The sequence below is a fragment of the Paenibacillus sp. PK4536 genome (genome assembly GCF_028594455.2).
GTDB lineage: Bacteria > Bacillota > Bacilli > Paenibacillales > Paenibacillaceae > Saccharibacillus > Saccharibacillus nuruki.
The window spans coordinates 1,765,163-1,789,717 of sequence record NZ_CP126313.1 but is presented as its reverse complement, the minus strand read 5'-3'; the positions used below and the strand labels follow the sequence as shown (position 1 = coordinate 1,789,717).

The 24,555-nt window shown below is 38.3% G+C and carries 28 protein-coding genes and 1 pseudogene; 9 read left to right on the top strand and 20 right to left on the bottom strand.

What is annotated here, in order from left to right; translation table 11 throughout:
- Window positions 1-62 precede the first annotated feature (62 nt).
- Window positions 63-875 carry a helix-turn-helix domain-containing protein gene (locus PO903_RS08160; protein WP_273593104.1) on the bottom strand — a complete coding sequence of 271 codons (813 nt, stop codon included), beginning with the start codon at window positions 873-875 and terminating at the stop codon, window positions 63-65.
- Window positions 876-1,060: 185 nt separating this feature from the next.
- Entirely contained in the window at window positions 1,061-2,431 is a 1,371-nt protein-coding gene (locus PO903_RS08155) for a dihydrolipoyl dehydrogenase family protein (protein ID WP_069329459.1), read from the bottom strand.
- A gap of 390 nt (window positions 2,432-2,821) precedes the next feature.
- On the opposite strand from PO903_RS08155, the gene PO903_RS08150 reads away from it, so the two are divergent.
- Together PO903_RS08150 and PO903_RS08145 are read left to right on the top strand one after the other, a co-directional pair.
- Window positions 2,822-3,478, top strand: a complete 657-nt coding sequence (locus tag PO903_RS08150) for a hypothetical protein (RefSeq protein ID WP_273593103.1) — start codon at window positions 2,822-2,824, stop codon at window positions 3,476-3,478.
- A 59-nt stretch (window positions 3,479-3,537) separates the two neighbouring features.
- Window positions 3,538-4,140: a hypothetical protein gene (locus PO903_RS08145; protein WP_069329461.1), complete on the top strand. Its 603-nt coding sequence runs from the start codon at window positions 3,538-3,540 to the stop codon at window positions 4,138-4,140.
- 50 nt (window positions 4,141-4,190) lie between these two features.
- Here the strand turns inward: PO903_RS08145 and PO903_RS08140 are convergent, their stop codons facing one another.
- Complete coding sequence (locus tag PO903_RS08140) at window positions 4,191-4,535, bottom strand: DUF1292 domain-containing protein (RefSeq protein ID WP_161594296.1); 345 nt, start codon at window positions 4,533-4,535, stop codon at window positions 4,191-4,193.
- 88 nt (window positions 4,536-4,623) lie between these two features.
- A complete protein-coding gene (locus tag PO903_RS08135; RefSeq protein WP_137224911.1) occupies window positions 4,624-5,823 on the bottom strand; it encodes an ROK family transcriptional regulator in 1,200 nt (399 codons plus the stop codon).
- A 320-nt stretch (window positions 5,824-6,143) separates the two neighbouring features.
- Between PO903_RS08135 and PO903_RS08130 the strand changes: the two genes are divergently transcribed.
- The 3 genes from PO903_RS08130 to PO903_RS08120 all read left to right on the top strand — a co-directional run bounded on the left by PO903_RS08130 (window position 6,144) and on the right by PO903_RS08120 (window position 8,022).
- Window positions 6,144-6,785 carry a chromate transporter gene (locus tag PO903_RS08130; RefSeq protein ID WP_273593102.1) on the top strand — a complete coding sequence of 214 codons (642 nt, stop codon included), beginning with the start codon at window positions 6,144-6,146 and terminating at the stop codon, window positions 6,783-6,785.
- A gap of 12 nt (window positions 6,786-6,797) precedes the next feature.
- On the top strand, window positions 6,798-7,334 hold the full coding sequence (locus PO903_RS08125; protein WP_273593101.1) for a chromate transporter: 537 nt from the start codon (window positions 6,798-6,800) through the stop codon (window positions 7,332-7,334).
- 88 nt (window positions 7,335-7,422) lie between these two features.
- Window positions 7,423-8,022 (top strand): hypothetical protein, encoded by a 600-nt coding sequence (locus PO903_RS08120; protein WP_273593100.1) that lies wholly within the window; start codon window positions 7,423-7,425, stop codon window positions 8,020-8,022.
- An 81-nt stretch (window positions 8,023-8,103) separates the two neighbouring features.
- Here PO903_RS08120 and PO903_RS08115 read toward each other — a convergent pair whose 3' ends face one another.
- Window positions 8,104-9,006, bottom strand: coding sequence for an NAD-dependent epimerase/dehydratase family protein (locus PO903_RS08115; protein ID WP_069329466.1), 903 nt, complete (start codon window positions 9,004-9,006; stop codon window positions 8,104-8,106).
- Between the two features lie 248 nt (window positions 9,007-9,254).
- On the opposite strand from PO903_RS08115, the gene PO903_RS08110 reads away from it, so the two are divergent.
- Entirely contained in the window at window positions 9,255-9,827 is a 573-nt protein-coding gene (locus tag PO903_RS08110; protein WP_273593099.1) for a hypothetical protein, read from the top strand.
- A gap of 154 nt (window positions 9,828-9,981) precedes the next feature.
- Complete coding sequence (locus tag PO903_RS08105) at window positions 9,982-10,533, top strand: hypothetical protein (protein WP_273593098.1); 552 nt, start codon at window positions 9,982-9,984, stop codon at window positions 10,531-10,533.
- A gap of 35 nt (window positions 10,534-10,568) precedes the next feature.
- Here the strand turns inward: PO903_RS08105 and paiA are convergent, their stop codons facing one another.
- The 11 genes and pseudogenes from paiA to PO903_RS08050 all read right to left on the bottom strand — a co-directional run bounded on the left by paiA (window position 10,569) and on the right by PO903_RS08050 (window position 19,590).
- On the bottom strand, window positions 10,569-11,087 hold the full coding sequence (paiA, locus tag PO903_RS08100) for a spermidine/spermine N(1)-acetyltransferase (protein WP_273594633.1): 519 nt from the start codon (window positions 11,085-11,087) through the stop codon (window positions 10,569-10,571).
- Window positions 11,088-11,117: 30 nt separating this feature from the next.
- Window positions 11,118-11,567: pseudogene (locus PO903_RS08095) on the bottom strand (MarR family winged helix-turn-helix transcriptional regulator); the annotation flags it as partial.
- Window positions 11,568-11,755: 188 nt separating this feature from the next.
- A complete protein-coding gene (locus PO903_RS08090) occupies window positions 11,756-13,129 on the bottom strand; it encodes a TraB/GumN family protein (protein WP_273593097.1) in 1,374 nt (457 codons plus the stop codon).
- Between the two features lie 141 nt (window positions 13,130-13,270).
- Complete coding sequence (locus PO903_RS08085; protein WP_273593096.1) at window positions 13,271-13,753, bottom strand: hypothetical protein; 483 nt, start codon at window positions 13,751-13,753, stop codon at window positions 13,271-13,273.
- A 125-nt stretch (window positions 13,754-13,878) separates the two neighbouring features.
- The gene (locus PO903_RS08080) at window positions 13,879-14,553 is read right to left on the bottom strand and encodes a response regulator transcription factor (RefSeq protein WP_273593095.1); all 675 of its coding nucleotides are present in this window, start codon (window positions 14,551-14,553) and stop codon (window positions 13,879-13,881) included.
- Between the two features lie 12 nt (window positions 14,554-14,565).
- Window positions 14,566-15,729: a sensor histidine kinase gene (locus PO903_RS08075; RefSeq protein ID WP_273593094.1), complete on the bottom strand. Its 1,164-nt coding sequence runs from the start codon at window positions 15,727-15,729 to the stop codon at window positions 14,566-14,568.
- Between the two features lie 188 nt (window positions 15,730-15,917).
- A complete protein-coding gene (locus PO903_RS08070) occupies window positions 15,918-16,358 on the bottom strand; it encodes an SMI1/KNR4 family protein (protein ID WP_273593093.1) in 441 nt (146 codons plus the stop codon).
- 136 nt (window positions 16,359-16,494) lie between these two features.
- Window positions 16,495-16,941: a MarR family winged helix-turn-helix transcriptional regulator gene (locus tag PO903_RS08065; RefSeq protein WP_273593092.1), complete on the bottom strand. Its 447-nt coding sequence runs from the start codon at window positions 16,939-16,941 to the stop codon at window positions 16,495-16,497.
- Window positions 16,942-17,069: 128 nt separating this feature from the next.
- A complete protein-coding gene (locus PO903_RS08060) occupies window positions 17,070-17,252 on the bottom strand; it encodes a hypothetical protein (protein WP_273593091.1) in 183 nt (60 codons plus the stop codon).
- 25 nt (window positions 17,253-17,277) lie between these two features.
- Window positions 17,278-17,631, bottom strand: coding sequence for a DoxX family protein (locus tag PO903_RS08055; RefSeq protein ID WP_273593090.1), 354 nt, complete (start codon window positions 17,629-17,631; stop codon window positions 17,278-17,280).
- Between the two features lie 204 nt (window positions 17,632-17,835).
- Complete coding sequence (locus tag PO903_RS08050; RefSeq protein WP_273593089.1) at window positions 17,836-19,590, bottom strand: methyl-accepting chemotaxis protein; 1,755 nt, start codon at window positions 19,588-19,590, stop codon at window positions 17,836-17,838.
- A gap of 238 nt (window positions 19,591-19,828) precedes the next feature.
- On the opposite strand from PO903_RS08050, the gene PO903_RS08045 reads away from it, so the two are divergent.
- Window positions 19,829-20,707 (top strand): GNAT family N-acetyltransferase, encoded by an 879-nt coding sequence (locus PO903_RS08045; protein ID WP_273593088.1) that lies wholly within the window; start codon window positions 19,829-19,831, stop codon window positions 20,705-20,707.
- A 138-nt stretch (window positions 20,708-20,845) separates the two neighbouring features.
- Here PO903_RS08045 and PO903_RS08040 read toward each other — a convergent pair whose 3' ends face one another.
- Window positions 20,846-21,277, bottom strand: coding sequence for a MerR family transcriptional regulator (locus PO903_RS08040; RefSeq protein WP_273593087.1), 432 nt, complete (start codon window positions 21,275-21,277; stop codon window positions 20,846-20,848).
- Window positions 21,278-21,455: 178 nt separating this feature from the next.
- On the opposite strand from PO903_RS08040, the gene PO903_RS08035 reads away from it, so the two are divergent.
- Window positions 21,456-22,307: an aldo/keto reductase gene (locus PO903_RS08035; RefSeq protein WP_069329476.1), complete on the top strand. Its 852-nt coding sequence runs from the start codon at window positions 21,456-21,458 to the stop codon at window positions 22,305-22,307.
- 88 nt (window positions 22,308-22,395) lie between these two features.
- On the opposite strand, the gene PO903_RS08030 is transcribed toward PO903_RS08035, so the two are convergent.
- From PO903_RS08030 to PO903_RS08020, 3 genes are read right to left on the bottom strand one after another with little or no spacing between them, the layout of a single operon-like run.
- Complete coding sequence (locus PO903_RS08030; RefSeq protein WP_273593086.1) at window positions 22,396-23,055, bottom strand: endonuclease III domain-containing protein; 660 nt, start codon at window positions 23,053-23,055, stop codon at window positions 22,396-22,398.
- A 39-nt stretch (window positions 23,056-23,094) separates the two neighbouring features.
- On the bottom strand, window positions 23,095-23,751 hold the full coding sequence (locus tag PO903_RS08025) for an FAD-binding domain-containing protein (protein ID WP_273593085.1): 657 nt from the start codon (window positions 23,749-23,751) through the stop codon (window positions 23,095-23,097).
- Complete coding sequence (locus PO903_RS08020; protein WP_273593084.1) at window positions 23,711-24,502, bottom strand: deoxyribodipyrimidine photo-lyase; 792 nt, start codon at window positions 24,500-24,502, stop codon at window positions 23,711-23,713. The genes PO903_RS08025 and PO903_RS08020 overlap by 41 nt, the downstream gene beginning before the upstream one ends.
- Window positions 24,503-24,555 lie beyond the last annotated feature (53 nt).

Genomic DNA, 24,555 nt, shown 5'->3' with positions numbered 1-24,555 from the left:
CTAGAACAGAACGATAGCGATTATCGTTTCTGTTCTAAGCCACAGGGGCTTTTTTTGTGCCATTAAGAAGTCAGTATGATCGGTTGTAATGTATGTCCTTGGCGAAATGTCGATGGATTGACACCAAAGTGCTCAGCAAATTTACGGGAAAAATAAGTCTGTGAATTGAAGCCTACTTCATAGGCAATTTCGTTAATATACTGCGGGGTGAAACGTAACAGATATTCAGCTTGTTCTAGCCTCATACGTGTGACTGTATCGACGATGGTCTCCCCTGTCTCTGCTTTGTATAGATGTAACAATCGCGAAGGCGAAAGACAGACATGCTGTGCGAGATGCTCGATACGTATGTCTTCTTTGTAGTGTTCTTTCAAGTAATGAATGATCTCTGTAATTCTGGAATCGGTACGATCTTCTTGAGGCTCATAGTATACCGTAATCGATAGTAAAATTTCGCTAAGGGTATGAAAAGAAAGTTCATTATCATATCTGCTCACAGGCTCTGTGCAATATTCAAGCAGTCGTTCAAAGGCATGTTGGACACGTGAAGCTAAAATAGAATGATCGATTTGTATATGTAGGCTAGGACAGAAATCTTGAATACTTTTGAGTAGAATAGACCATTGAGGATGAGCGGTAAAATAACAACAAATGCCTTCCAAACGATGATGTGACGGCTGGCAGACGCTTTTTTGCATACCGGGTGGAATAATATCAATACTTCCTGCACGACATTCCAGACGATGATCCTGATCATGAATCATTCCCTGACCGGACAATGTATAAAGAATAACCCATTTCTGTTGTACCTGCGGACGGTAACAAGGCGATGGTCCAGCTAACAAATAACGATCAGCCGTTAATTCTGCATACATAGTAATACCCCTTTCCTTGTGATGATTACAGAATATACAGTCTCCTTCTCCAATAAATGTAAGCGCTTTATTTCGATGATATCTGAATTGTTAACGTCTGACAAGAGGGAAATTACGCAGTGCCATATAAAAAAAGCGCAATCCTTTGGATAAGGATTGCACTTTATAGATCTTTTTAACACTGGCTATTCTTCTAAAAAGTACGACAGATCAGACATCGCTGTCGGATAACCATAGATTGTTTTTTTCCATTCATCAATATCCAGATCAAATTGAATCGCTGTTGCAAAATGATTAATCAAATCATCTGCTTCTCCGCTTAATATATGAGCACCTAGCACTCGTCTTGCTTGCGTATCTATAATGACTTTGATGCGAGCATGTTTTTCATTGGTTCGTTTGTAGGTGTACCATGAGGAAGTATCCATATCGTTTATTTTGATATGATCACCTAACTTTTGCGCTTCTTCAACAGTCATACCAACCGATGCTAACTTGGGAATAGTAAATACGATACTTGGCATCACTTTGTAATTCGGTATTTGCACATTGTGTTGAAGCAAATTCGCTCGTACCGCTTGAGACTCCATCCCTGCAATCGGAGTGAGTGGTAATCCTTTGGTTGCTGCTACATCACCAGCCGCATAGACACGTGGATTACTGGTACTTTGCAAATACTCATTCACCGTTATTCCTTGTTTCTCTGAATCAATATTGGCTTGATCCAGCCCAAGCTTATCGATATTAGGTACACGTCCTGCACCGTGGATCACCAGACCACATTCGATCTGTACCGATTTTTCTTGTTCATTAGATTTCTGCACAGCCTGTACGCTGTATTGATGTTCTGCTGTCTGCTTGATCGCTTGAATCTCTGTATTCAGATGAAATTGGATACCGACTTCTCGTGAACGCTTCATCAATTCATCCACTAAATCAGGATCAAAATGACTCAGTGGTTGTTCTCCATGATGGATGATATGTACTTCGGCTCCTGCTCTTACCGCAATATGAGCGAATTCCATCGAAATATAACCTCCACCGACAAATACAATCGTAGACGGCAATTGTTCCAAACTCAGAAAATCATCGCTGTTACCTAGATACTGCTCTCCTTCAATCGATAATGGAGCAGGCTTAGCACCCGTTGCAATTAAGATATGTTTGCCTTTCAGCTGATCGTCTCCTACTTGAACAGTATCTTCATTGATAAACGAAGCGAATCCGTGGAAAGTCTCTACACCCGCATCCTTTAATTTCTGTTCATGAGCAGGAGGAATATCTTCGACAAATGTTTCTTTAAAAGCCATCAGGTCTGCCCAGTTGATCGTCGGCTGATCTTGTACCCCTTTGCCACGCATTCGTTCGTTCCAATCAATAATCTCAGCCGCACCAACCAGAACCTTCTTCGGATCGCATCCACGAAGCGCACAAGTGCCACCGTAAGCTCTAGAATCAATAATCGCTACCTTCCAGTCCTCTTTGCTACAAGCGATGGCTACACCCGCTCCTGCGCTACCTGTTCCAATAACAATCAGGTCATATTGCTTCTCCATCTTCATTTCCCCCTTGAGTCTTATTTATATATAACTTGTCGCAATATTGGTCTATGAATAACAGTCTCTTTAATACTTTAAACCTTAAAACAAGATAGCAATCTACCACGGTTTGTTAACGATTATTATTATTTTTAAAATATGGATAAATTAGTATTGGTTTTTTTCAATTTACGTGTTAAATTTTCAACATAATCATTTTATATACTGCCAAACGCTAGATTCGAAATGTAAGATATTTTGCCTCGCAAAAATCATTTCTTATAGAACTCGATCGCGTTTCTGTTGCCAAACGCTGATTGTCCGATATTTTGCGTTGCAAAAATCATTTTTGATTGCATGGGGTCGCGTTTATACTGCCAAACGCTAGATAAAAGGGGATTATCACAGATGAATAGAAAACTCATGCTTACACTGGTGCTAACAGCTGTTTTGACAGGTTCTAATTTGATGTTTGCAAGCGCTACCTATGCGGCTACGGATACTGATTTACCGGATGGCACGTATACGATGGATCTGGAAACGATGGCTTCTTCATTCTCTTCTTCTTCGCTAGATGACAGTACAGAAGTTGTAGACGAAGACACGTATGAAGATAGTGAAAGTGTAGACGATCTGGACCCTGCTCTCGTTGAAGAAGCTTCTCAGCTTTTAGAGTATAGTGATCAGATGGCTCCGTTGTTGGAGTATGAGAAAAAGGCATGGACAGCTTATTACAAAAATGATTATGTAACTAGCAGCAATCGCAAGCAAGAATATATGCTTGTCACCAATACGATTATCCCAAATTACAAAAAATTCTTAACTGGCATCAGACAAATCAAACCGGTTAATCCTGAGCTGGCTAAGATGCATGCTAAATATATAAAAGGCGCTACTATTGAAATGGAAGCCTTCGTTTTATTCCAAAAATATGTATCCAAAACCAAATTAAATGATGATATACTGAACAAGTCTAATGCTAAACTAGATGTAGGCGGCGATTTGTTGCTTCAATTTGATAAAGAAATGGAAGCTTATATTTCCAAATTCCTACCTGCACAATAAACCTTAGCATGTGAATATATCCAAATCGTACTTTACACACTAAGGGGCTATTATTACTCATGAACAAAAAGAATTTATGTACAGCATTACTTGCTTTTCTACTGATCGCTACTCCTTTGATGCCTACTGCTTCTGCCTTCGCAGCCGAAGATACCACTTCGACAGATTCAACAGACAGTGAATGGATCTCAGAGGACAATAGTACAAATGTAGATGAAGATACGTATACTGACGAAGATATTGATCCTGCTTTGTTAGAAGAATATGAGCAATTGTTAGATTATGCAGATGACGTTGCGGTCTTGGCTGATTATGAGAACAAGTCGGTAGACAAACTCAATACGTTTAACGGATTCGGTACTTCTAACCGTAAACCTGCTTATACTGCACTGACCAAGACGATTATCCCGAACTATACTTTGTTTTTAAAAGGCATGAAAAAGATCAAAACCAACAATAAAGAAATAGCTTCTATGCACAAAGTGTACATCAAAGGAGCTTCTCTCAATCTGCAAGGGATGAAATTAATCAAAAAAGGATTATCTACTTCTAAAGTGAATTACACCTCTGTTCAAAAAGGAATTAATCTGATCGGGCAAGGCGGCGACTTAGTAGAGCAATTCAATGATCGATTTGCAAATTATATTGTTAAGTTTGAATAAATAAAAATAAAGCCTTCCTCTACATCTATGAGGAGGGCTTTATTTTTATTCTACTTATCGGTAGGATTGTCTTTATTTAACTGAATAATAACTTCATACACTTGCCCCATGCGTTCCCATTCTTCATCATCGGTAATATGATTTAAGAAAAATTCATCTTCTTCCTCATCATATTCCACTTTCAAAATCGTACCATCTAGCGGAGAAGGTTCTTTATGTAACAAAAGAGCATATGGAATCTGATCATACGTAAACGTTTTGACAATCATCATATCATGTTCATTACCTTGTTCGTCCAATATGAGAAACCCTTTTTGAAATGCTTCGTCTTCTAGCAATCCAAGATCATCACGGAATTGCCCTAGTTCGATCGGAAAGTTGTTGTGGTTACTCATCATTTTTCTCTCCTCAGATATACAGATATTGTAATGTCACATCGCCATGTTAGCATCATCCCGACGTAGCGTCAATCCACCGATCCGATTACAACTCCATCTGTTGCAGAATCATTACAGCAGCGCCTACAGCAACAGCGCGTTCTTGTAACACGCCTTTGGAGAAGATGGGCTGGTAACTATCATCATACCCTACTTTCTTGCGAGCCACAGCTATGGCTTGTTCATAATAAGAAGGATTGGCATTAATCAGAGCTCCGCCAAGGATCACTTTCTCTGGTAGTAGAATATGAATAATATTGGCAAGACCAATCCCCATATAACCAGCAGAACGAGCAAATAACTCTTGTAGAAAAATATTCCCTTGATTCAGCCCTGTAATCAACGTATCAAAATGAACTTGTTCCGGTCTTAAATCTTCTGCGGCTTCCCAGATATCCATGCCAAGCTTCATCCGTTGCCGAACTTGTTGTTCTAACGCTTGAACCGAAGCAAAAGCTTCTAATGCTCCATAATTTCCTTGATCATGAAGTCTTTCTCCATCGGTCTGAATAATCATCTGTCCGATAGATCCTTCACGATCTACAGCCCCACGTACCAATTGTCCACCAGACATCATAGCAGAACGAATCCCTGCTCCTACATTTACAAATAACATATGTTGCATGTTCTCATCTCGAACTGCCCAGTGTTCGCCGATCAAAGCTGTATTCGCTCCATTTTCAAGCACAGCCATCAGTCCTGTACGTTCATTCAGCATCTGGCAGATCGCAACATTTTTCCAACCGTTCGCCGGAAAATAAACAGGATTCAGAATGATCCCTTTTTCTCGATCTAGAGGGCCGACTGCACCAATGCCTATACCGATAATCTGACTCCATGTTAATTGATAATCATTCAACATCCAGTCGATACGTTCTTCCACATAATCGACTAAGCGCTCCGGTGTCATCTCTTCATCCATAAACCAGCGATACGAAGCAATCGTGTTCATCTGAAGATCGTATAATCCTAGCACCGAATAGACACGAGAAATCTCCAATCCCAAAATATAACGATGAGTGGGATCGATCCGATATAATGTAGGTCGCCGTCCACCTGTCGATTGTCCTTGACCTGATTCACTGATCCATCCTTCTCGTACCAGTTCATCGAGAATACGATTCAGACTGCTACTCGTAATATCCATTTCTTGCAACAACTCGGTTTTGGAAATCTGGTCTTGCACCGCTATACGATCATAGACTTGCCGTTTGACCATTTTCATTGGAAATTGAAATGTATTCATACGTTCTTCCCTTCTCTAACATTTAGCAGGATACATGCGACATATTTTATAAAAAAAGAGGTGATACCGTAAACGATCTATCCCTCTTCAACTCCGCTTCAAGGTTAAAATCTGCCTTCATTGTATCCTGTAAACATCGCCTTGACCACTTTTTATCAACGAGAAAAAAAGAACATAAATACACTTATTTTATAGCCTATTTTTGATTTATAAGCAAACACTTTAGCAATGATTAGAAACATTGAACTCCTCACAAGCCAAAGTTTATTTCAAAATGATTAAAAGATGATATACTTGTAACTAAGAGCGGAGTGAAGAACATGAAAACAACTAAAACTGAACATCTTCAGTTCAACATACATTTATTATGGAATCTTTTCTGGATTTTTTTCAAAATTGGCCCTGCGACTTTTGGCGGTGGTTATGCGATGATTCCGATATTGGAAAAAGAAGTGGTGTACAAGCGTAAATGGATTCATGCACAAGACATGAGCGATCTATTATCGATTGCAGGTTCTGCTCCTGGCGGTGTAGGAGTGAATGCTTCTACGTTTCTAGGATATCGAATGGGTAAGATTCCCGGAGCGATAGCGGCTGTACTGGGTATTACATTACCTACGTTTTTTATCGTATTTGCTTTAAGCGCTTTTTATTCTTTTTTTCAAGATCAACCTAAAGTGCAAGCGGCTTTTCAAGGGATTCATGGCGCTGTGATCGGGCTGATTGCTGTTGCGGCTTATCGGATGGGTAAAAATGCACTCTTTGATCGCTCTACGATTGTTGTTGCGATTGGCGCACTCATTACACTGCTGATCACCGGTCTGAATCCGATCTTTATGATTCTTTTCGGACTTGGAATAGGGATCTTAATTATTCAAGCCAAAAAGAAACTAGGCATGACCACACGTACTGAAAAAGCCACCCATGATCATATTCCACCGACGATCGAGTATTATATCTAAGGGGGAGATATCATGTTATTATGGCAATTATTTTTAAGCTTTTTAAAAATTGGCTTTAGCTCATTCGGTGGCGGTTATGCTGTGATTCCGATGATCCAGTATGAATCTAGCCGATACGGATGGCTAACCGATGCACAATTTCAAAGTACAGTCTCCCTTGCTGGAATGTCCCCCGGACCGATTGCTACCAATAGTGCAACCTTGATTGGCTATGAGACCGCAGGCTTAACAGGAGCTATCGTAGCGACGACAGGGATCGTACTTCCTTCGCTGGTTGTTGTGATTATCATTGCAGCATTCTTTTACCGTATCCATTCGAATAGGTGGGTCAAATCATCTTTTTACGGATTACGCCCTATTATTACCGGATTGATTGCTTACGCAGCGATCCATTTTGGTCTGTCTAATCATGCTGAAGTTGTCATGAGCTGGACGACACTAGCGACTTTACTGATTGGTGTTGCCGCATTCTGGGCTATTGTTAAGTACAAGCTTCATCCTTTAATGGTGATTGCAGGTTCAGCAGTTATTGGGATTGTGTTATTTTAGTGTTACCTCTTGGCGAACCTTTTCTGATATGATACCTTTATAAATGGATTTTTATAGAAAAAAAGGTACAAAGGAGACTTTATTGTCTATGAAAAAGCAATCGTTGCGAGTGATCGTGATGTTGATGGTATTTACACTTATCCCTGTGTTTTATTCATCAGCCACTATACATGCAGCAACAACAAACAAACCAATGTCTAACCAAAGTCCTTCTGCACCTGAACCGATTGATATCGAAGAAGATACCTACAGCGATCATGAAGTCGCTCCTGAGCTACAGCAAGCTTTTGATGATTATGTCGATTATTATAGTCAATATAAAGAGTGGGTTCCTTATGAGACCAAAGCAGTCTCGATTCTAAACAAGTACAAAAAAGTATTAGCTTCTACACGCAAGCAAGCTTATAGCGAAATGACGAATATCGCGATTCCCAATTACAAAAAATTTCTAAGTGGAATGAAGCAACTAAAACCTAACAACAATGACCTTTCCACTATCCACTCCAAATTGATCAAAGGAACTACGCTTCAATTGGAAGGGATGATCCTTTTCCAAAAGTACGTGTCTAAACTTAATCCTGACCCAACTATTATCAAAAAAGCGAACGTCAAATTCACTCAAGGTCAGTTATTGATCAGTGAATTTAATGAAGAAATCGCTTTGTATAACGCTCCATTTTCACAGTAATGACTCTATCGTAGATCAATAATAAAAAAAAGGATTTAGCTGATATGACGGCTAAATCCCTTTTTGATCGTATGTTGTATTCTATTTTGTATCTACGTCTACATAAGATCTCCAATAATGCTGTTGCTCGAATCCAAGCAATCGTTTGACTTTGGTATTGCTCACCAATGTCTCATATTCACCTAATTCTTTTTTCACAGGAACATTCGGATAATACTCTGCGATTAATTCTTTGGTCGGTCGATCAGAAGACACATCATCAGCCGCAATATTCATCACCTGGAATCCTAAGCCATCTGTCTCTACCGCTAATCGGCATGCCAGTGCTAGATCACGAGTATCAATATAGCTCCATGTTATCCGTTTACGCTGAATAGGATCGGCAAAATAAGCAGGGAAATCTACATATCTCGCAGGATCAATCACATTGGCAATCCGGAAGCAGTATACATCAATACCTGTACGGGTCTGAAAAGCTTTAGCAGTCACTTCATTAACTACTTTAGACATAGCATAACTATCCATCGGATTAATAGGATACTCTTCATCCAATGGGAAATAATCAGGATCACGATGTTCATCTGCAAAACAAGTACCATAAGTCGTTTCACTCGAAGCAAGAATCACTTTAGGAATATTATATTTAGTTGCCGCGTCTAATATATTGTAGGTGCTCATCACATTAATTCGATACACTTCGTTATCAGGATACGTTAAAATTTGCGGAATCGCCGCCAGATGAATAATGGCATCAATCGGTTGTGATGCGATCGATTCGTGGTAACTTTTATCAATCGTAGGACTAGCCAAAGCATTAAACACTTGCCCTGCATCCGTAAGGTCTGTAATTAATGTCCGTACATGTGGATGATCCAAAGGCACTTTATCCAGATTCAGTACCTCATACCCTTGTTCAAATAGTTCTTTCACTACCCATTTACCAGCGAGTCCACTACCACCTGTTACAATCACTCTTTTGACCATCTGTACACTTCCTTTTCCTTAAGAAGATAGCAAAGCACCTATAGAACGTGTTAACATCTTACCGTGTTTAGCAATGTGCTAAAGGTTCATTCTTTATAAGTTAACCGTTTCCAATACTCACCAAGCAATTAAATTTACGTTCGCGTATATTCTTTACTTTTTAAAGTTTATTCACTAGAAAAAGATAATCGCCGATAATCATATAGAACCACTTCGCTATTTAATACGTATATAAGGAGATTATAAAAATGAAAAAGAAAGTATTAATAACTATAGCACTAAGTGTCTTGCTTGCAGGAAATCCTGTTACCTCATGGAATACACAGTCTATATTTGCTGAAGCTTCAAATACCACACAAGAAGGAAAGTATGATACGTATTTTGCAGAGTATCGCAAACAGGTGAATCCAGAATTATGGGAAAAGTACGATGATTATGTGATCTATTTTTATGCTAATCATAATTATGATAGCTACCAATTAACTGCACTAAACACTTATGAAAAGAATAAGAAGCTCAAAAAAAGTACAATACCTAAAGGTAAAACAGCCATGAAAAATATTGTTATTCCGAATTATAAAAAATTTCTAGCAGGGATCAAATCTATTAAGCCTACACAACCGGAATTAATAGCGATACATAATAAACTAATTAAAGCCACTTCTATTCGACTAGAAGCATTAATGCTATATCAGCAATATATTTCAAGTAAAAATCTAGACGAACGATTTGTAGAAAAACATTATACTAAAATGAATGCTGCTAACGCATTAAGCTTAGAATTCCGTCAAGAAATTTCAGATTATGCAGAGCAATTTTAATATCATAATCGTTTTTATTATTAATAATGCTTGCTAACTTTCTAAAAGAAAGAGTGCAAAATGACGATACAAATAGTAACAGGAAATGACAAAATCAACCTATGTTATAATGAGTCTTCTCTAATATATTAGCGAAAGGGGATTATATAGTAACGTGAAAGCTCGATTATTGTGGATATTGACGCTGACCTTTTTGATCGTACAAAGTGCGTTATTGGTTGCACCTCTTCAGTCCACTCATGCAGCAACTTCTTCTGAATATGGTTATGATGATAGCCATGTCCCTGCCAAATACAAGCAGGCGTATCATGACTATGTGGATTATGATGCTCAATTGGAACCTCTTCAAGAATATGAACAGATTGCTCTGACTATTTTTAAAGAAAACAAAAAAGTGAAAGCTTCAGATCATCGTCCTTCTTATGTAGAGATTACAGGTATTGCCCTTCCGAACTATAAAAAGTTTGTTAAAGGGGTACAAAAAATCTATACTCCTAACAAAGACTTGGCTCGTATGCATAGAATATATGTAAAAGGCGCTAATTATCAATTGCAAGGTATGCTTCTTTTCCAAAAGTATTTATCCAAAAAGAAATTAGATCCTAGCATCTCCAAAAAAGCAAATACTCAATTAGCAATAGCTAACAAATTACTGACACAGTTCCATAAAGAAATAAATGCGTATCAAGCTAAGTTCTCATACTAATTGCATCCTATTCTAGACAAAAAGACCACTTATCATTAAAGTGGTCTTTTTGTCATGATTAAATCAGTCTGCTGTTCATCTCCCATATAAAACGAATGTTGACCGGTTAGCTCAAACCCTAGCTTTTGATAAAAGGCGATAGCATTATCATTCTTTTCCCATACGCCCAGCCACATCTGCTGTTTATTCAATTGTTGCGCGATCTGAAGGGCTTGCTGAAATAGATACTTGCCTACGCCATGCTTTTGAAATGATTGCTTGATATAGATGCGTTCAATTTCCAGAGCATCTTCGCTCATTTCTTCCGATTGTGCTTGACCCGTATTGATCTTGAGATAACCAGCAAGTTCATTATTCACATCAGCGAAAAAGAACTGCGAATACGGATTCTTTAATTCTTCTTCCAACTGTGGACGATTGAATGCTTTCTCCAAATAATGATCGATATTTTCAGGTGAATTCTGTTCTCTAAATGTCTCGTTGAATGTCTGATAGCTAATCTCTTGTAACTCTTCGATATCTTCTAAAGTACATGGTCGTATTGTGATACTCATCTGGGCAGATCGCTCCTTTATACCATCTTGATAATTGCGTTTATTGCCTTTCTTCACAAATGTCCAATCCTTTTCTACATTTTTTCTTACTTTTTGCAGAAGGTCGAAAATCAAATCAGTTTCGGCTTCTGACAATCCTTCCAGTGCCACCAGATTAGAGTAATCATTTTCTTTTTTGATCATAGGATAGATCCGTTCTCCTTGATCTGTAGCAAAAAGTTTTTTGATCTTTTTGTTATGTGGATCTTCTTTTTTGTGCACCAATCCATTCGCTTCTAAATTTTTAATCGCGCGAGCAGCTGTTGTTCGATCGACTTTGATCATTTCTGCTAATTTTTCTTGAATCATACCAGGGTTCTCACAGATACGTACAAGGTACAAATACTGACCTTTTGTCAGGTTATACTCTTTAAATTCAATATTGCTAATACTATCTAGCGCTCTAGCAATCATTCCGATTTCACGAAGTATCTCTTTCATATATATCTCCTTTAATCATTTTGTTGTAAATGCAACAAATAGTTGATATTAATATAGTTTATTTTTGTTGTATTTGCAACAAAAAACCACTTCATTCATCAACGAATGAGGTGGCTTTTCGGAGCACGTTTATGGTTTGAATGTCACTGGATAGAACTAATGATGAATACAAATGCTGATAATACCTATTATTTTCGTGTAACTGTATATCCTTTTTTCTCAAGCAAATGAATAATACCATCGTTACCTAGATAATGAGCAGCACCGACAACGATAAAGTATTTCTGATTGCCACCACTTTTTAGATAGCCATCAATTTTTTGCGCCATTCCAACGTTGCGATCAACCAGTATCGCTTTATTATATTCTTCATTACCTGCTGTACTGTTTGTTAATTCTAGCAATTTTTTCTCATCGCCTGTTTTCCACATTTCTGCGGCTTCATCTGTATTTTCATGCAGATCAGCTTGATTCGGGTTGTCCAAATCGTAGAGTGTAGAATACAGCATTTGTTCTTGTAATTCATCAGAGAAGTTATTTAGCATCGTAAGCTGTGAGTCTTGTGACTCTAATTCCATCACTGTGATTTTGCGTTCTGCGGCTTGTTGAATAAAATGCAGATCGATACCATCAGCAGATTTGTACTCTGGATCACTTGGAGCAAATGAGCTAACAATCATATCTGCTACCCATGGTTTGAAACGATCTAACGCATCGCGTTTCCAATCATTCGCTAGTAGCGCTTTACCTAATTTGGCATACGTATACGTAGAAAGATGATCTTGCAGTCTGCTTCCATCTTTGTACTCACCGATTTCCAATACACGCTTTTGCATCGCTTCGTCCGATATCTGGGTAATGTCTACTTCTACCCCAAGATAATTAGCTTGCGCGAATGCTTGTTCATACTCTTTACGTAACGGATAAAAACTTTCATTGGCAATATGTATAGAACCGACCAAGTACACGGTATTCCCGTTATTTTGTACTTCCCACATAAATCCACGACCACCTGTATCGGCAGTTTCTGTAGATGGTGCAGGTGTTGGTGTTACAGTACTGCTAGGGTCTGGAGTCACGACAGGTGGTGCTGTATTCTCTGTAGGAGCAGTCGTTGTATCGACAGGAGGAGTATTGTTTTCTACTACAGGAAGAGTGGGTGCAACTGGCGGTGAAGTCAGCTGGATTGTACGCGTTTTGGCATTCCAGATCACTGTGTATCCTGTTAATTCACCAAATGTGCGAATCGGCACATAAGCAGTTCCATTGATTTTAAATAGTTTGCTGTTAACAGTAACACTTTTGCCATTAGCGACAACCGTTATGCTGTCTTTGGATACTTTGGACAATTGAATATTCATTGCTTGTAATGTCGAACGAAGTGGAACTAAAGTAACTTTCTGTTGAACAGTGGGTGCAATGCCTTTACTGTATTGAATCTTCTGATCATTTACCTTAACGGTTAACGGCTGTGTGGATGTAGCCGCCATTGCTGGTGAAGCTGTCGCCAGTAGACCTGCTGCGAGCACAAGCGAAAGCATCTTTTGGTGCCAATTTTTCATGATAGAACTCCCTCTGAATGTGTAATGTGCATTCAAAGCCAAACGTGTCCTTTTAAATATTGCATAATCTAGTTTCAAGTACAATACATTATTTCGTTATATTTATACTTTGTGATAAATAAAGGGATATTTGTAAATCAATTAACTGACTTTAGAAGGTGTAAACGCCTGCTTAATCTCTGGAAATTTGGCATACAATATTAGGCTACGTGTAGCGAAAATAACAGCAATTCCGATCCACAATATCCATTGAATACGGTGATACCCTGTTGCAAACTCTCCAAAAGCAAAACCTAATGTCATTCGAATCCCGATAAAGCTTGCCCACGTAATGAGCGTAATTGCTGTTCCTTGAACATAAACAATTTGATTCTGAATATATACTTTGCTGTACCATGCTTGTATGGTTCCAGCGATCAAAGCGAAAGTGATAACAAGAATACATTCGATCCATTGGGTCATCGGCACCGCTTGTTGAGGAAAGGTCTGATGCACTTCATAGACGGCAAGCAATGGTAATAGAATAAAAAATAATTTCTTGACCGGTTTGGGACGCAATTGACGAAAAATAACCCACACAATAATACAAATCACGAGTAATGCTGTACCTACATTCGAATACATAAGATGACCTCCTTGGAATTTGGTTATACCTTTATTCTAAGAGTCTCACCATTTGTATTCGTCTACTTGCAGGTTGATCTTTCAGCACCTTTGTATCTATCTAGCGATATACCTAACTTTCTCTCTTATTGCACTAAACCTTGTCGTATCGCCAGTACTACTGCTTGCGTCCGATCTTCTACATCTAATTTTTGAAAAATACGATGTGCATGCGTTTTGACAGTACCATGTGAAATATGTAGCGCCAGTGCAATCTCTGAATTACGTTTGCCATACGCCATCTGCTGTAACACAATTAATTCTTGATCGGTTAACGGCTCGATCATTTCATATGTGGTCGGATGAGGTGGTTGTGAGGGTTCTGCCTTTTTGAGCGCTTCAGCGAGTGCTTTGCTAGCAAGTGGTGTTTTGTATAGTGCTTCACCTTTATACACTGCCCGAATGCCTGCTAGTAATTCTTGCGTATCTGCATCTTTCAGTAGAAAACCAGTGGCTCCTGCGCGGATACCTTCTTTGATATAGTCTTGTACATCGAATGTGGTCAGCAACACAATTTTCATATCTGGTAATACACGTAAAATCTGTTCTGTCGCTTCTAACCCGGAGCACTCTGGCATCTGAATATCCATCAATACCATATCAGGCTGTTGCGCTAGCGTAACTTCTAACGCTTGATTGCCATTACTTGCTTCACCTACACATTCCATATCAGGTTGTGCATTAATAATATACTGTAATCCTTGACGTACAATCGGTTGATCATCTGCAAGCACGATGCGAATTCGGGATGGATCACTCATGATTATTTCTCCTTAAGGTTGGATTGGATTTCCGATCGGAATCATAGCTTGAATACAGAAACCATGAGGTAACACAGGCTCAAATTGACAGGTTCCTCCTTGTTGCTTACAACGTTCAATCATACTTTTTAATCCATAGCCTATCTTTACAGCATCTTTATTTGTATAGATTCCATTATCGGCAATACGTAAATAGACGTGTTGATCTTTTTCTTCAATATGGACGGAAGCAGTATCCGCTTGTGCATGACGAAGTACATTGGTTAATGATTCTTGTAGGACTCGATACAACACAATACTAGTCTGAATCGACCATTCTGTTATGGGAGAATCTTCTACAAAAGTAAGCTTGAGCGCAGAACGTTGCCCTGTTTGTGTAATTAATCCTTTTAAAGCGACCAATCCTAAGCCCATCTCATCATTTGACCATTCTTTAACAGCTATACGTACCTCTGTAAGAGCTTGACGAGCGATGCCTATTAATTGCTTGATGCGCTCTGGCATATGCTGTGGTTCTGTAGATTGCATAATCTCCAAAGCTTGTAATTGAATAATAAGCGATGTCAGTTGATGCCCTAATCCATCGTGTATTTCTCGCGCTAGCCGTGTTCGTTCTTCTAATGCGGCATAACGTACTGAATGAGCACTTGCTTCTTGCAGTTCCAGATGGGCTTCTTGTAACTCCTTATGCGCTTGATCTAATTGCTCCAGATGTGATTTGGTCAAAGCATAAGCATTTTGACGAATTTGAGAACTACGTACGACTAGAAAAACACCGATAATCGCTAACAAACTCCCAAAAGAAAAAGCATACACTAACACAATCACTGTGATCGTAACCAGACTCACAACGATCGTGACATACCGGTAATTACGATTGATAAATATACTCAAAAACAATAACGGCCATAATAAACTTGAATTCACAGATCCATACTGATAATGAAGATATAATGCTGTACTGATAATAATCGTAGAAAGAATAATATATATCGTTCGATTCCGCCATATTGTAGGAATCCAAATAATAGATACATAGAGAAGTAAAATCAATAAAGTGCCATACTGATTAAATACTCCGTAATTCGCATATTCATTATAGCTAGTGATCATCAGTACGATCGTTCCAAATATACGAATCAAATACCTATACGCATGTTCTTGCTCTATATCCATATGTACCCTCCGCTGATCTAAATAACATCTGTATGATTGTATTTATTGTAGATCAATATGCAAAGATTTACATCTACTTAAAGATCGATATAAATGTCATCGTGTATATCTGTAGATAGATATAACTCTAATATTTGTTTTCTATTCAATAGCTTCATGATATAAACCTTATCAATTTGGTATAACGTTTATGCTTCTTGTTCTTCTTGTGTCAGGAGATATGCAAAAAAGTCACTAAACGTATCCCATGTATCAGGCGCTACTTGAAATGATCGGTCATGCAGTTGATAGACATCGATGCTATCGCACCAGATCACCGATGGAGTGGTTGCTGTATCCAAGACGATCATACTTCCCGCAGGCTCTGCTAAAAACACTAACGAATGAGGAAATTGAATGTCTTTTCGTAAGCGGAGTGTTTCTTCGATTAGATTAGGATGATGATTGGCATAACTAAATATAGAAATGCCCCCGACCAACCCTCCATTAAAAAATAAAGCGATCTCTTTAAAATCGTCAGGTAATTGCAACTGTAATTGTTGCTCAATCTTAGTCACTACCTGTGGTGTGATCACCTCATCTGGAAACAGTAAATCATATCGTTCTTTGATTGACGGTATAGTGTTCATTTCTGCATCGCTCCTTGCTATTTAACTCTATAATTATTGTATTCTATGTATTCATCCAAATGATACAACCTTCATAATCTCGCCCATCTAAAAAAAGTAGAAGGCATATAACGATGCACTCTACTTTTTGGGGTGTTTATTTTAGATTTTGAGAACCTAACCCGATCTTTTTGAGCAATTCGATCAACTGCTCTTTTTCCTGGTTAGATATAAAAGCAAAGTTTTGAGAAATCGTCTCGACATGCTTGGGAAATAGTTCGGCAAATAATGCTCGACCTTCTTCTGTTAAATGCACATCAAATGTTCTTCGATCTGTAGGATTTGGCTTTCTTTCTACCAGTCCTTTTTGCTCCAGCTTATTGACCACATACGTAATACTTCCGCTAGGTATAGCCAACTTCTCACTAATTTTCTGTACAGGATGAGGCCCTTTATTGAAAAGAAGTTCAAGTGTTATAAAGTTCTCAGCACTGATCTTATGACTTTCAATATCTTTACCAATATTCTCGATCACTGCTTTGGAAGCATTACGCCATACACGAAATAACCTCAAATCTAATTCACTGCTATCTTGATCTTGCATTGCTTAACCTCCAAACTAAAGTCGTTCTGGCTCCTGATGAATACCATCTTCTACTCTGTTAATCATTATACTGTTTTTCGGAGGGATCAATAAGTCCTTCTACGGATCATGACTTATTATCATTATGATTATAGAAAATCATCGTAACAACAGCCAACTTCAGCTTCTTCTGATAATCCCCATGCAAGGTATAGAAAAGAAACAAGATGATTAGGAGATTCGTCTTCATGGTGTTGATCTACTGTTTGCTTTTCAATGGCTAATCCATCATATGACTTGTTATTGATATTTGATTGCTCTGTACTGTTCATTTATATTCCTCCATAGATAAGAGTGTTACAGCACTGTATTTACGTTTAGCAACAAGACAGCAATTCCAAGAAGCAATAAAATAATTGGCATTCCCATTTTGCTCGCTGGATCTTTAAGCTTAATATGTGTCATGATTCCGCCGAGCATCGTTCCAATGACTAACAGGCTTCCTAATACTGCCCCTAGACTGTTCCAAATTCCCCAGATCAGCAAGATCGCTGCTGCGATTTCGACAACACCTGTAAATATTCTAAATCCACTTCCATAACCATAACGCTTAAATTCATCGACCATTTGTTGAGCCCCAAATTTCATACTTCCGAACATTAAGAACCCTAATCCCAAAATAACTTGAAGAACGATTGATGTAATATGCACTTATTTTCTCTCCCTTTGTTCTATCTTTTTATTTATCCTAGTTGTAGGATAAATATATCCTAACATTAGGATATATATTATGTCAATGCTAAATATATAGCTTTTCACACAAAAAAAGACCACTCACAAAGAGTGGTCTTTTTATTATTTGTATTCCATATTTGGTTGTATGTGTAGCCGTATAATCAATTTATCCATCGATGATTAGACTTTTACTGTTTTTATCGCTTTATTCATTTCATGAGTCTGTTGTTCTAATACAGTAGAGGTCTGTGCTACACTTTCGAACATGGTTGCTTGTTCACGGATCAAGCGATAGATTTCATCCGAATGATCCGATACTTCTACCGAAATCTGAGCAATCGTATGGACAGAAGCCGCTGCTTCTTCCGAACCTGCCGATATTTCTTCGGCTGCTGTAGAGACTTCTTGAATACGTGCAGTCACCGTTTGGAACGTATCCAAGACCTGAGCAAATGCTAATTCTGCTTCAGCAGTCAGTGTCACTCCTTGTCCAATTTCTTGCACGGTCACTCCAACCTGTGAACCAATCTGCTGAGATTCTTGTTGAATATGCAATAACAAGTTCGAGATATTTTCCATAGAAGTGCTTGAAGCTTCTGCAAGCTTTCTGACTTCAGCAGCAACTACAGCAAATCCTTTGCCCTGCTCACCTGCATGTGCCGCTTCAATAGACGCATTTAACGCTAACAATTTGGTCTGACTGGCAAAGTCACGCACTGCTTGTAATGCAGTACCAATCTTTTGCGAATAATTAGTTAACACTTCGACTCTCAATACGACTTTACCCGACACATCTGAAATATGTTCCATTTGCTTTTTCATACGTGACATACTTTGTTTACCTGATTCTACGGTCGTTAGCGCACTTGTAGCCGCGTCCGATACCGCCATAGAAGATTCCGATATCTCTGTGATGCCTTTAGCGATCTCTTCCATCGCATGCGCACTATCACTTGCCCCTTGCTTTTGAGTACGTGCGCCATGTCTAATCTGTTCAACCGATTGATGGACTGTGGTGCTCATGGCTAACATTTCTTGAGTATTATGGTTAAACTGCTTGGTCGATTCTGATAAAATGTCTGTCGTTACAACTACACCTTCCACCATATCGCTCACCATTTTTTTCAAATGACCTGACATATGCATCATCGCTTGATAGGTCGTTCCTATCTCATCTTCACTCCGTAAGCGGTATGAGGTTAAAATCTGATGGGCTGCTGCAAGTTCGCCTTGTGCCATTTTTTCCACACTTGCTTTGAGTGGCTTCAGTGGACGTAATCCTCTAATAATAAACCACATCACAATCGCTATCCCCACAATTGTAATCAAGACCAGCAAACCATAGAACGGAATACTTTGTTGGATAATATCGGATTCTACACTTCCGATAATGGAGACTGCTGTATCAATACCGAGAACACCGATAAGCACGCCATTGCTATCGAGAATCGGTGCATACGACGAAATATAGTTCCCATATTCGGGATTGTTAATAACAGGAGAGCTGGCTGTTTGTCCTTGCTGTAACTTTTGAATCGCTTCTACAGGAATATCGGTAACCTCATTGATAGCGGAAGCTTTATCCGGATCTTTCATGCCGTCTATCATAATAAGAGGGGTACCTTTATCGTCTATTTTGACAAAATAAACATACATAGCACCAATACGTTCACGAAAATCATCCAGTTCATCACGAATCTTCAGAAACATATCGTTTTCTTTGGGGTCTTTCGCAAATGTTGCATACGAGGCTTTGTCCAACTGGTTCACATAACTCTGCGCAATTTGAATATTGTAACTTGAAATAGCGCCTTGTGCGGCTGATCTCATATTAGCGATCTGTAGCAATATACTTCCAACAACAATAATAGTAATAACCAATGTAACAAAAGCAATAATACGTACCACTAACCGTTTTCTAAAAAAACCGATCATTCGCTTTCTTCCCCTCTGATCAAAGCAAACTTTTTGAATACCCCTACCCAAAAATCATATGTCCGAAGCACTATGTTATGGGAAAATAGTAAACGAATATGTCGAATTATGCAAGAGAATATAAATTATAATCAAAAATTTTTATAAATGAAAATAATGTTAAATACTTGCTAGAATGGCCCTATATCCTTTCTATTTTCTTGTTGATTCTCTCTATCATTTAAGCAATACTAAAGTCATGCCAACATATACGATTAGCAAAATGACTGATTTTTCAGATCAGCAAATTGATCAAATTCGATTATTAGAAAAAAGATGTGCAAGCTTTGACGCATCTAACTTACGGGTGGGTATAGAAAGTTTGAAAGAAGTACATGGAGATGAGGCTTTTCTGTGCTATAACGAAGATCAGCTTATCGGATTTTTAAGCTGGTATACGTCGGATAGGATTGAAGCTAACATCAATGCTATGGTTCATCCAGATTTCCGTCGTAATGGTATCTTTAGAAGTCTATTAAACAATGCTCTCGCTGATATGCACCGTATAGATATACAACATTGTTTGTTTAGAATCCCTTCTAATTCCCAATCAGGTATAGATTGTATACAGCATATTGACGCTGATTTGAGTCATTCTCAATTCTCAATGACTTTTAACTCTATACAGGATAATATCGCTTGCTACAATCATCTTCATTTAAAAGTTGCCGAGAAAAAAGATACCGCCTTTCTCGTCTACTGTTTTGTACAAGCGTTTGGAGATTCAGAGTCTTGGACGAAAGAATATCTGGAGAATACGAGCAAAGAACCTACACGATTAACTTATCTAGCTCTAGACAAATCACATCCTGTCGGAATGATTCGAGTCAATACGATTCAAACCAACACCGCAGTTATACATGATTTTTGTGTACTTCCTACTGTTCAAGGTAATGGCTATGGTCGAAATATTCTTGCTCAACTGATTACTTTATTACAAGATCAACAATATACTGAGATTCGTTTAAGTGTAGTGACAGCAAATCGGCAAGCGTTAAGTCTTTACCAGTCTGTTGGATTTAAAATTTCCGCTGAATTTTATTATTATTCACTGCCACTTGTTTCAATAAGTAAATAAATATAAGTATATTTATAATTAAAAAGCTCTTTAGTCTATTAAAGACTAAAGAGCTTTTTGATGATTTATTTTAAAGTAGTAATAAGACAGCCAAACGACTTTGATATAAGGTAAATCTTTCCTTGTTGTCACTGAAACTTAGGAATGTGTGGGCATTGCAGATATCGCTTTATTTTGTCCCCATGTACGAGGATTGGTCGTATCAGGAATACCCTCCGTGAGAATAGCCTGATATTGAATCGTTTTTTGTTCCAAATGGGCTACCCGCTTTTGTGCTTCTTGTAGTTGGATTAAAGCCACTTCTTTGTATTCCATCATCATTTCATTGCGCTGAGGAATAGTAGCATCTCCTTCTAAGCAAAGGTCAACGTATAATTTGATCGTTTCAATTGGCATTCCTGTCTGCTTGAGACATCTTGCTCCATACAACCAGTTGATCGATTCTTCATCAAATAACCGAATATTATTTTTGTTACGTTGGACACTAGGCACTAATCCTTTATCGGTGTAAAAGCGTACAGCATGTTCAGTAAGTCCTGTTATCAGAGCAGCTTCTTTTACAGTAAGCATCGCCATATCCACCTTTCCAAATTCATGATAGAGAATCGCTTGACTTCGTGTAGCACGAAGGGAATAAGCTCATTATACTGCAAACATATCACAAGCAGAATCTATATTCACGCGCTATGTATATAGATGAGTGATCCTTTGCTATTTCAAATACAGAACCAGTACAGGAGGAATAATCATGCAAACTGTCACATTGAATAATGGTGTTACTATGCCCATCTTAGGCTTTGGTGTCTATCAGATTCCAGATGCAGAAGAATGTGAAAATGCTGTCTATGAAGCGTTACAAATTGGATATCGTTTGATTGATACAGCGGCTGGCTATATGAACGAAGAAGCGGTAGGACATGCTATCCAGCGTAGTGGTGTGCCCCGCGAAGAATTATTTATTACAACCAAGCTCTGGATTCAAGATGCTGGCTACGAGAGTGCCAAAGCCGCTTTTGCCAAGTCTTTACAGAAACTTCAAGTCGACTATCTAGATCTATATCTAATTCATCAGCCATTCGGTGATTATTATGGAGCTTGGCGGGCGATGGAAGAACTCTATAAGGAAGGGAAAATCAAAGCGATCGGTGTTAGCAACTTTTTACCTGATCGTTTAATGGATCTAATCGTGCATAATGACATCCTACCTGCGATCAATCAAGTCGAAACCCATCCTTTTCATCAACAGATCGATAACGCTACTTTTATGAAAGAACAAGGTGTACAGATCCAATCCTGGGGGCCTTTTGCAGAAGGACGTAATCAGATGTTTAGTAACGAATTACTAACTTCTATTGCTGAAAAGCATTCCAAATCAGTCGCCCAAGTCATATTACGCTGGCTTGTTCAACGCGATGTTGTCGTAATTCCCAAGTCAGTACGTCGAGAACGTCTTGCTGAGAATTTTGATATTTTCAGCTTTGAACTGAGTAGAGAAGAAATGGAGCAAATTGCTACTCTAGATACAGGAGAAAGTCTTTTCTTATCTTACCTTGATCCAGAGATCGCCAAAATGCTCGGTAATTTGAGAGTGGAATTATAATATATTGATCACAGCAGATACCTTCATTCTAGATTACCTTTTATAACATACTAAAAAGGACAGGTATGTAGACTGTCCTTCTTTATATCTAACCTATCGCGCGAGTCTGATTATATTGACACCAATCTCGAAGTGCACATTCTTTACATTTGGGAGCCCGTGCTTTACATATTTCCATTCCATGACCAATTAACCATTCATGTGCATGCTGTTTATATTTTTGAGGTGTGATTGTATTGATAACATCAGCCGTTTCTTCACTAGAACGTGTATTTACTACGCCTAGACGATTCAATACACGATGAACATGAGTATCTACAGCAATACTAGGCTCTCCTACACTGAAATGCATCATAATATCTGCACACTTCCGACCTATTCCGCTGAGCTCCATCAGCTCCTCTTTGGTTTGTGGAACTTCTCCATCATATTGTTCTATAAGTTGATGACACATTTTTTTTAAGCTTTTGGTTTTGCGATTATAATGAGCAGCAGGTTTGATTAAAGTAGCTAACTCCTCATCTTCAAGTTCAATTAATTCTTGCGGTGTAGAAATCTTTTCATATAGTGCTATGCAAGCTTTGACTGTTCTTTTATCATGAGTCATAGTAGAAATCGCTACAGATACTAATAGTTTAAAAGGAGTACTGTTTAATCCATGAGTAATCCAGTCATTGTCTGTTTCTTCAAAAGTAGGCTGAGTATGGCTTAATATCTTATACATCTGTACGATTTTAGTCTTATTCACCCCATTCACTCCTTCTTATTTCTAGCCACATAAATGAATCTACTCACTGGCATGACCGTTCTTTTTTATCCCATATAATAGTTTTTTGTGATCATCCATCGACTGTTTGAGGTCAATAATAGGTGTGATATAGGGATTGATTTCAAGACTCCATGGTTCATGGATATTTGTATCATCCAAATGACGCAATTCAGGAATATATAATTTGATAAATTCACCTTTAGGGTCATTTTCTTTACCCTGCTTAATCACATTATGCATTGGAATATGATGTTTAGGATCAATACCAGATTGAAGTTGCATCTGTTTCCAGTGAATCCCTGGATCATAATCAGTAAAAGCATGAGCCAAAACCTTGCCAACCACTCGCCAATCTAAAAGCAAAACGTTACATTCAAATGTCGCTAACATGGCTCGCTGTTTAAAATTAATCCATCCTGTTTGTTGTAAGCTACGCATACAGGCATCCAGAAATGGGAATCCTGTTTCACCTTTAATATAAGCATTCAATAATTCAGGATTCTGATGACGTATACCTTCAAATCTAGAATCTAATGACCTAATATGCATCATAGGAAAGTTCTCAACCGTCTGTACAAAGCTACTTCGCCATTCTAGACGTGCTTGGAAAGACTTCAATTGTTCAAATAAAAAATCATATTCTGATGGATTCGCAGTCTGTTTTAAATGTTTCATATGCTTTTGCACCGCACGCATCAAAGATTTTAACGAAATATTTCCCCATGTCAGATAAGGGGGATATGATACTAGATGAGGAAGGCGCAACATAAGGCTTATTCATATCTATGTTGTACCGCATATACTTTTCTTCAAAAAAGCGCTTTGCATAGGCAATGCCTTCTTTTTCACCACCACGTATATCGATTGCTCTTTCTTCACCAGGAACCTGCAATGATTCCAAAATAGTGAGATCATTGGTGAGTTCGTTAGGAACTGTTGATAACGAAAAAACCTGTTGAGGAATAGCAAGAATCGGTTCTTTTATCCATTCTTTTAAAAAATCTCTTCTTCTAGGTGCATTTTTTCCCCTAACCACAGGAAAATCAGCATACTCTGTCCATAGGCATGTATGTTCATGCATCCAGCGTTTAACACGTAGATCGCGATCAAAAGTAGGTTGAATCCCATGCTCATAATGACTGTGCATACGAAAAGCTCCATATATTTTATAAATATCATCTAAAATCGATTCCATTTCACCGATCGCTACGTATAATTCTCCTCCTATTTTTCTTAAAGACTGTTGTATATCTTCTAAACTTTGTTGCATAAATGTAAAATGACGTTTGGCTAAATCACCTGCCTGCCAAATTGAAGGTTCAGCAATATACATAAATAGAACTTTTTCGCCTGTAGCTACTGCATGATGAATAGCTTGATGATCAAATAAGCGAATGTCTCTTTTAAACCAAACCAGTTGCAACATTAAATGTCCCTCCTACACTTACGTTCTATCATTTTTACTTCATTTCTATTATG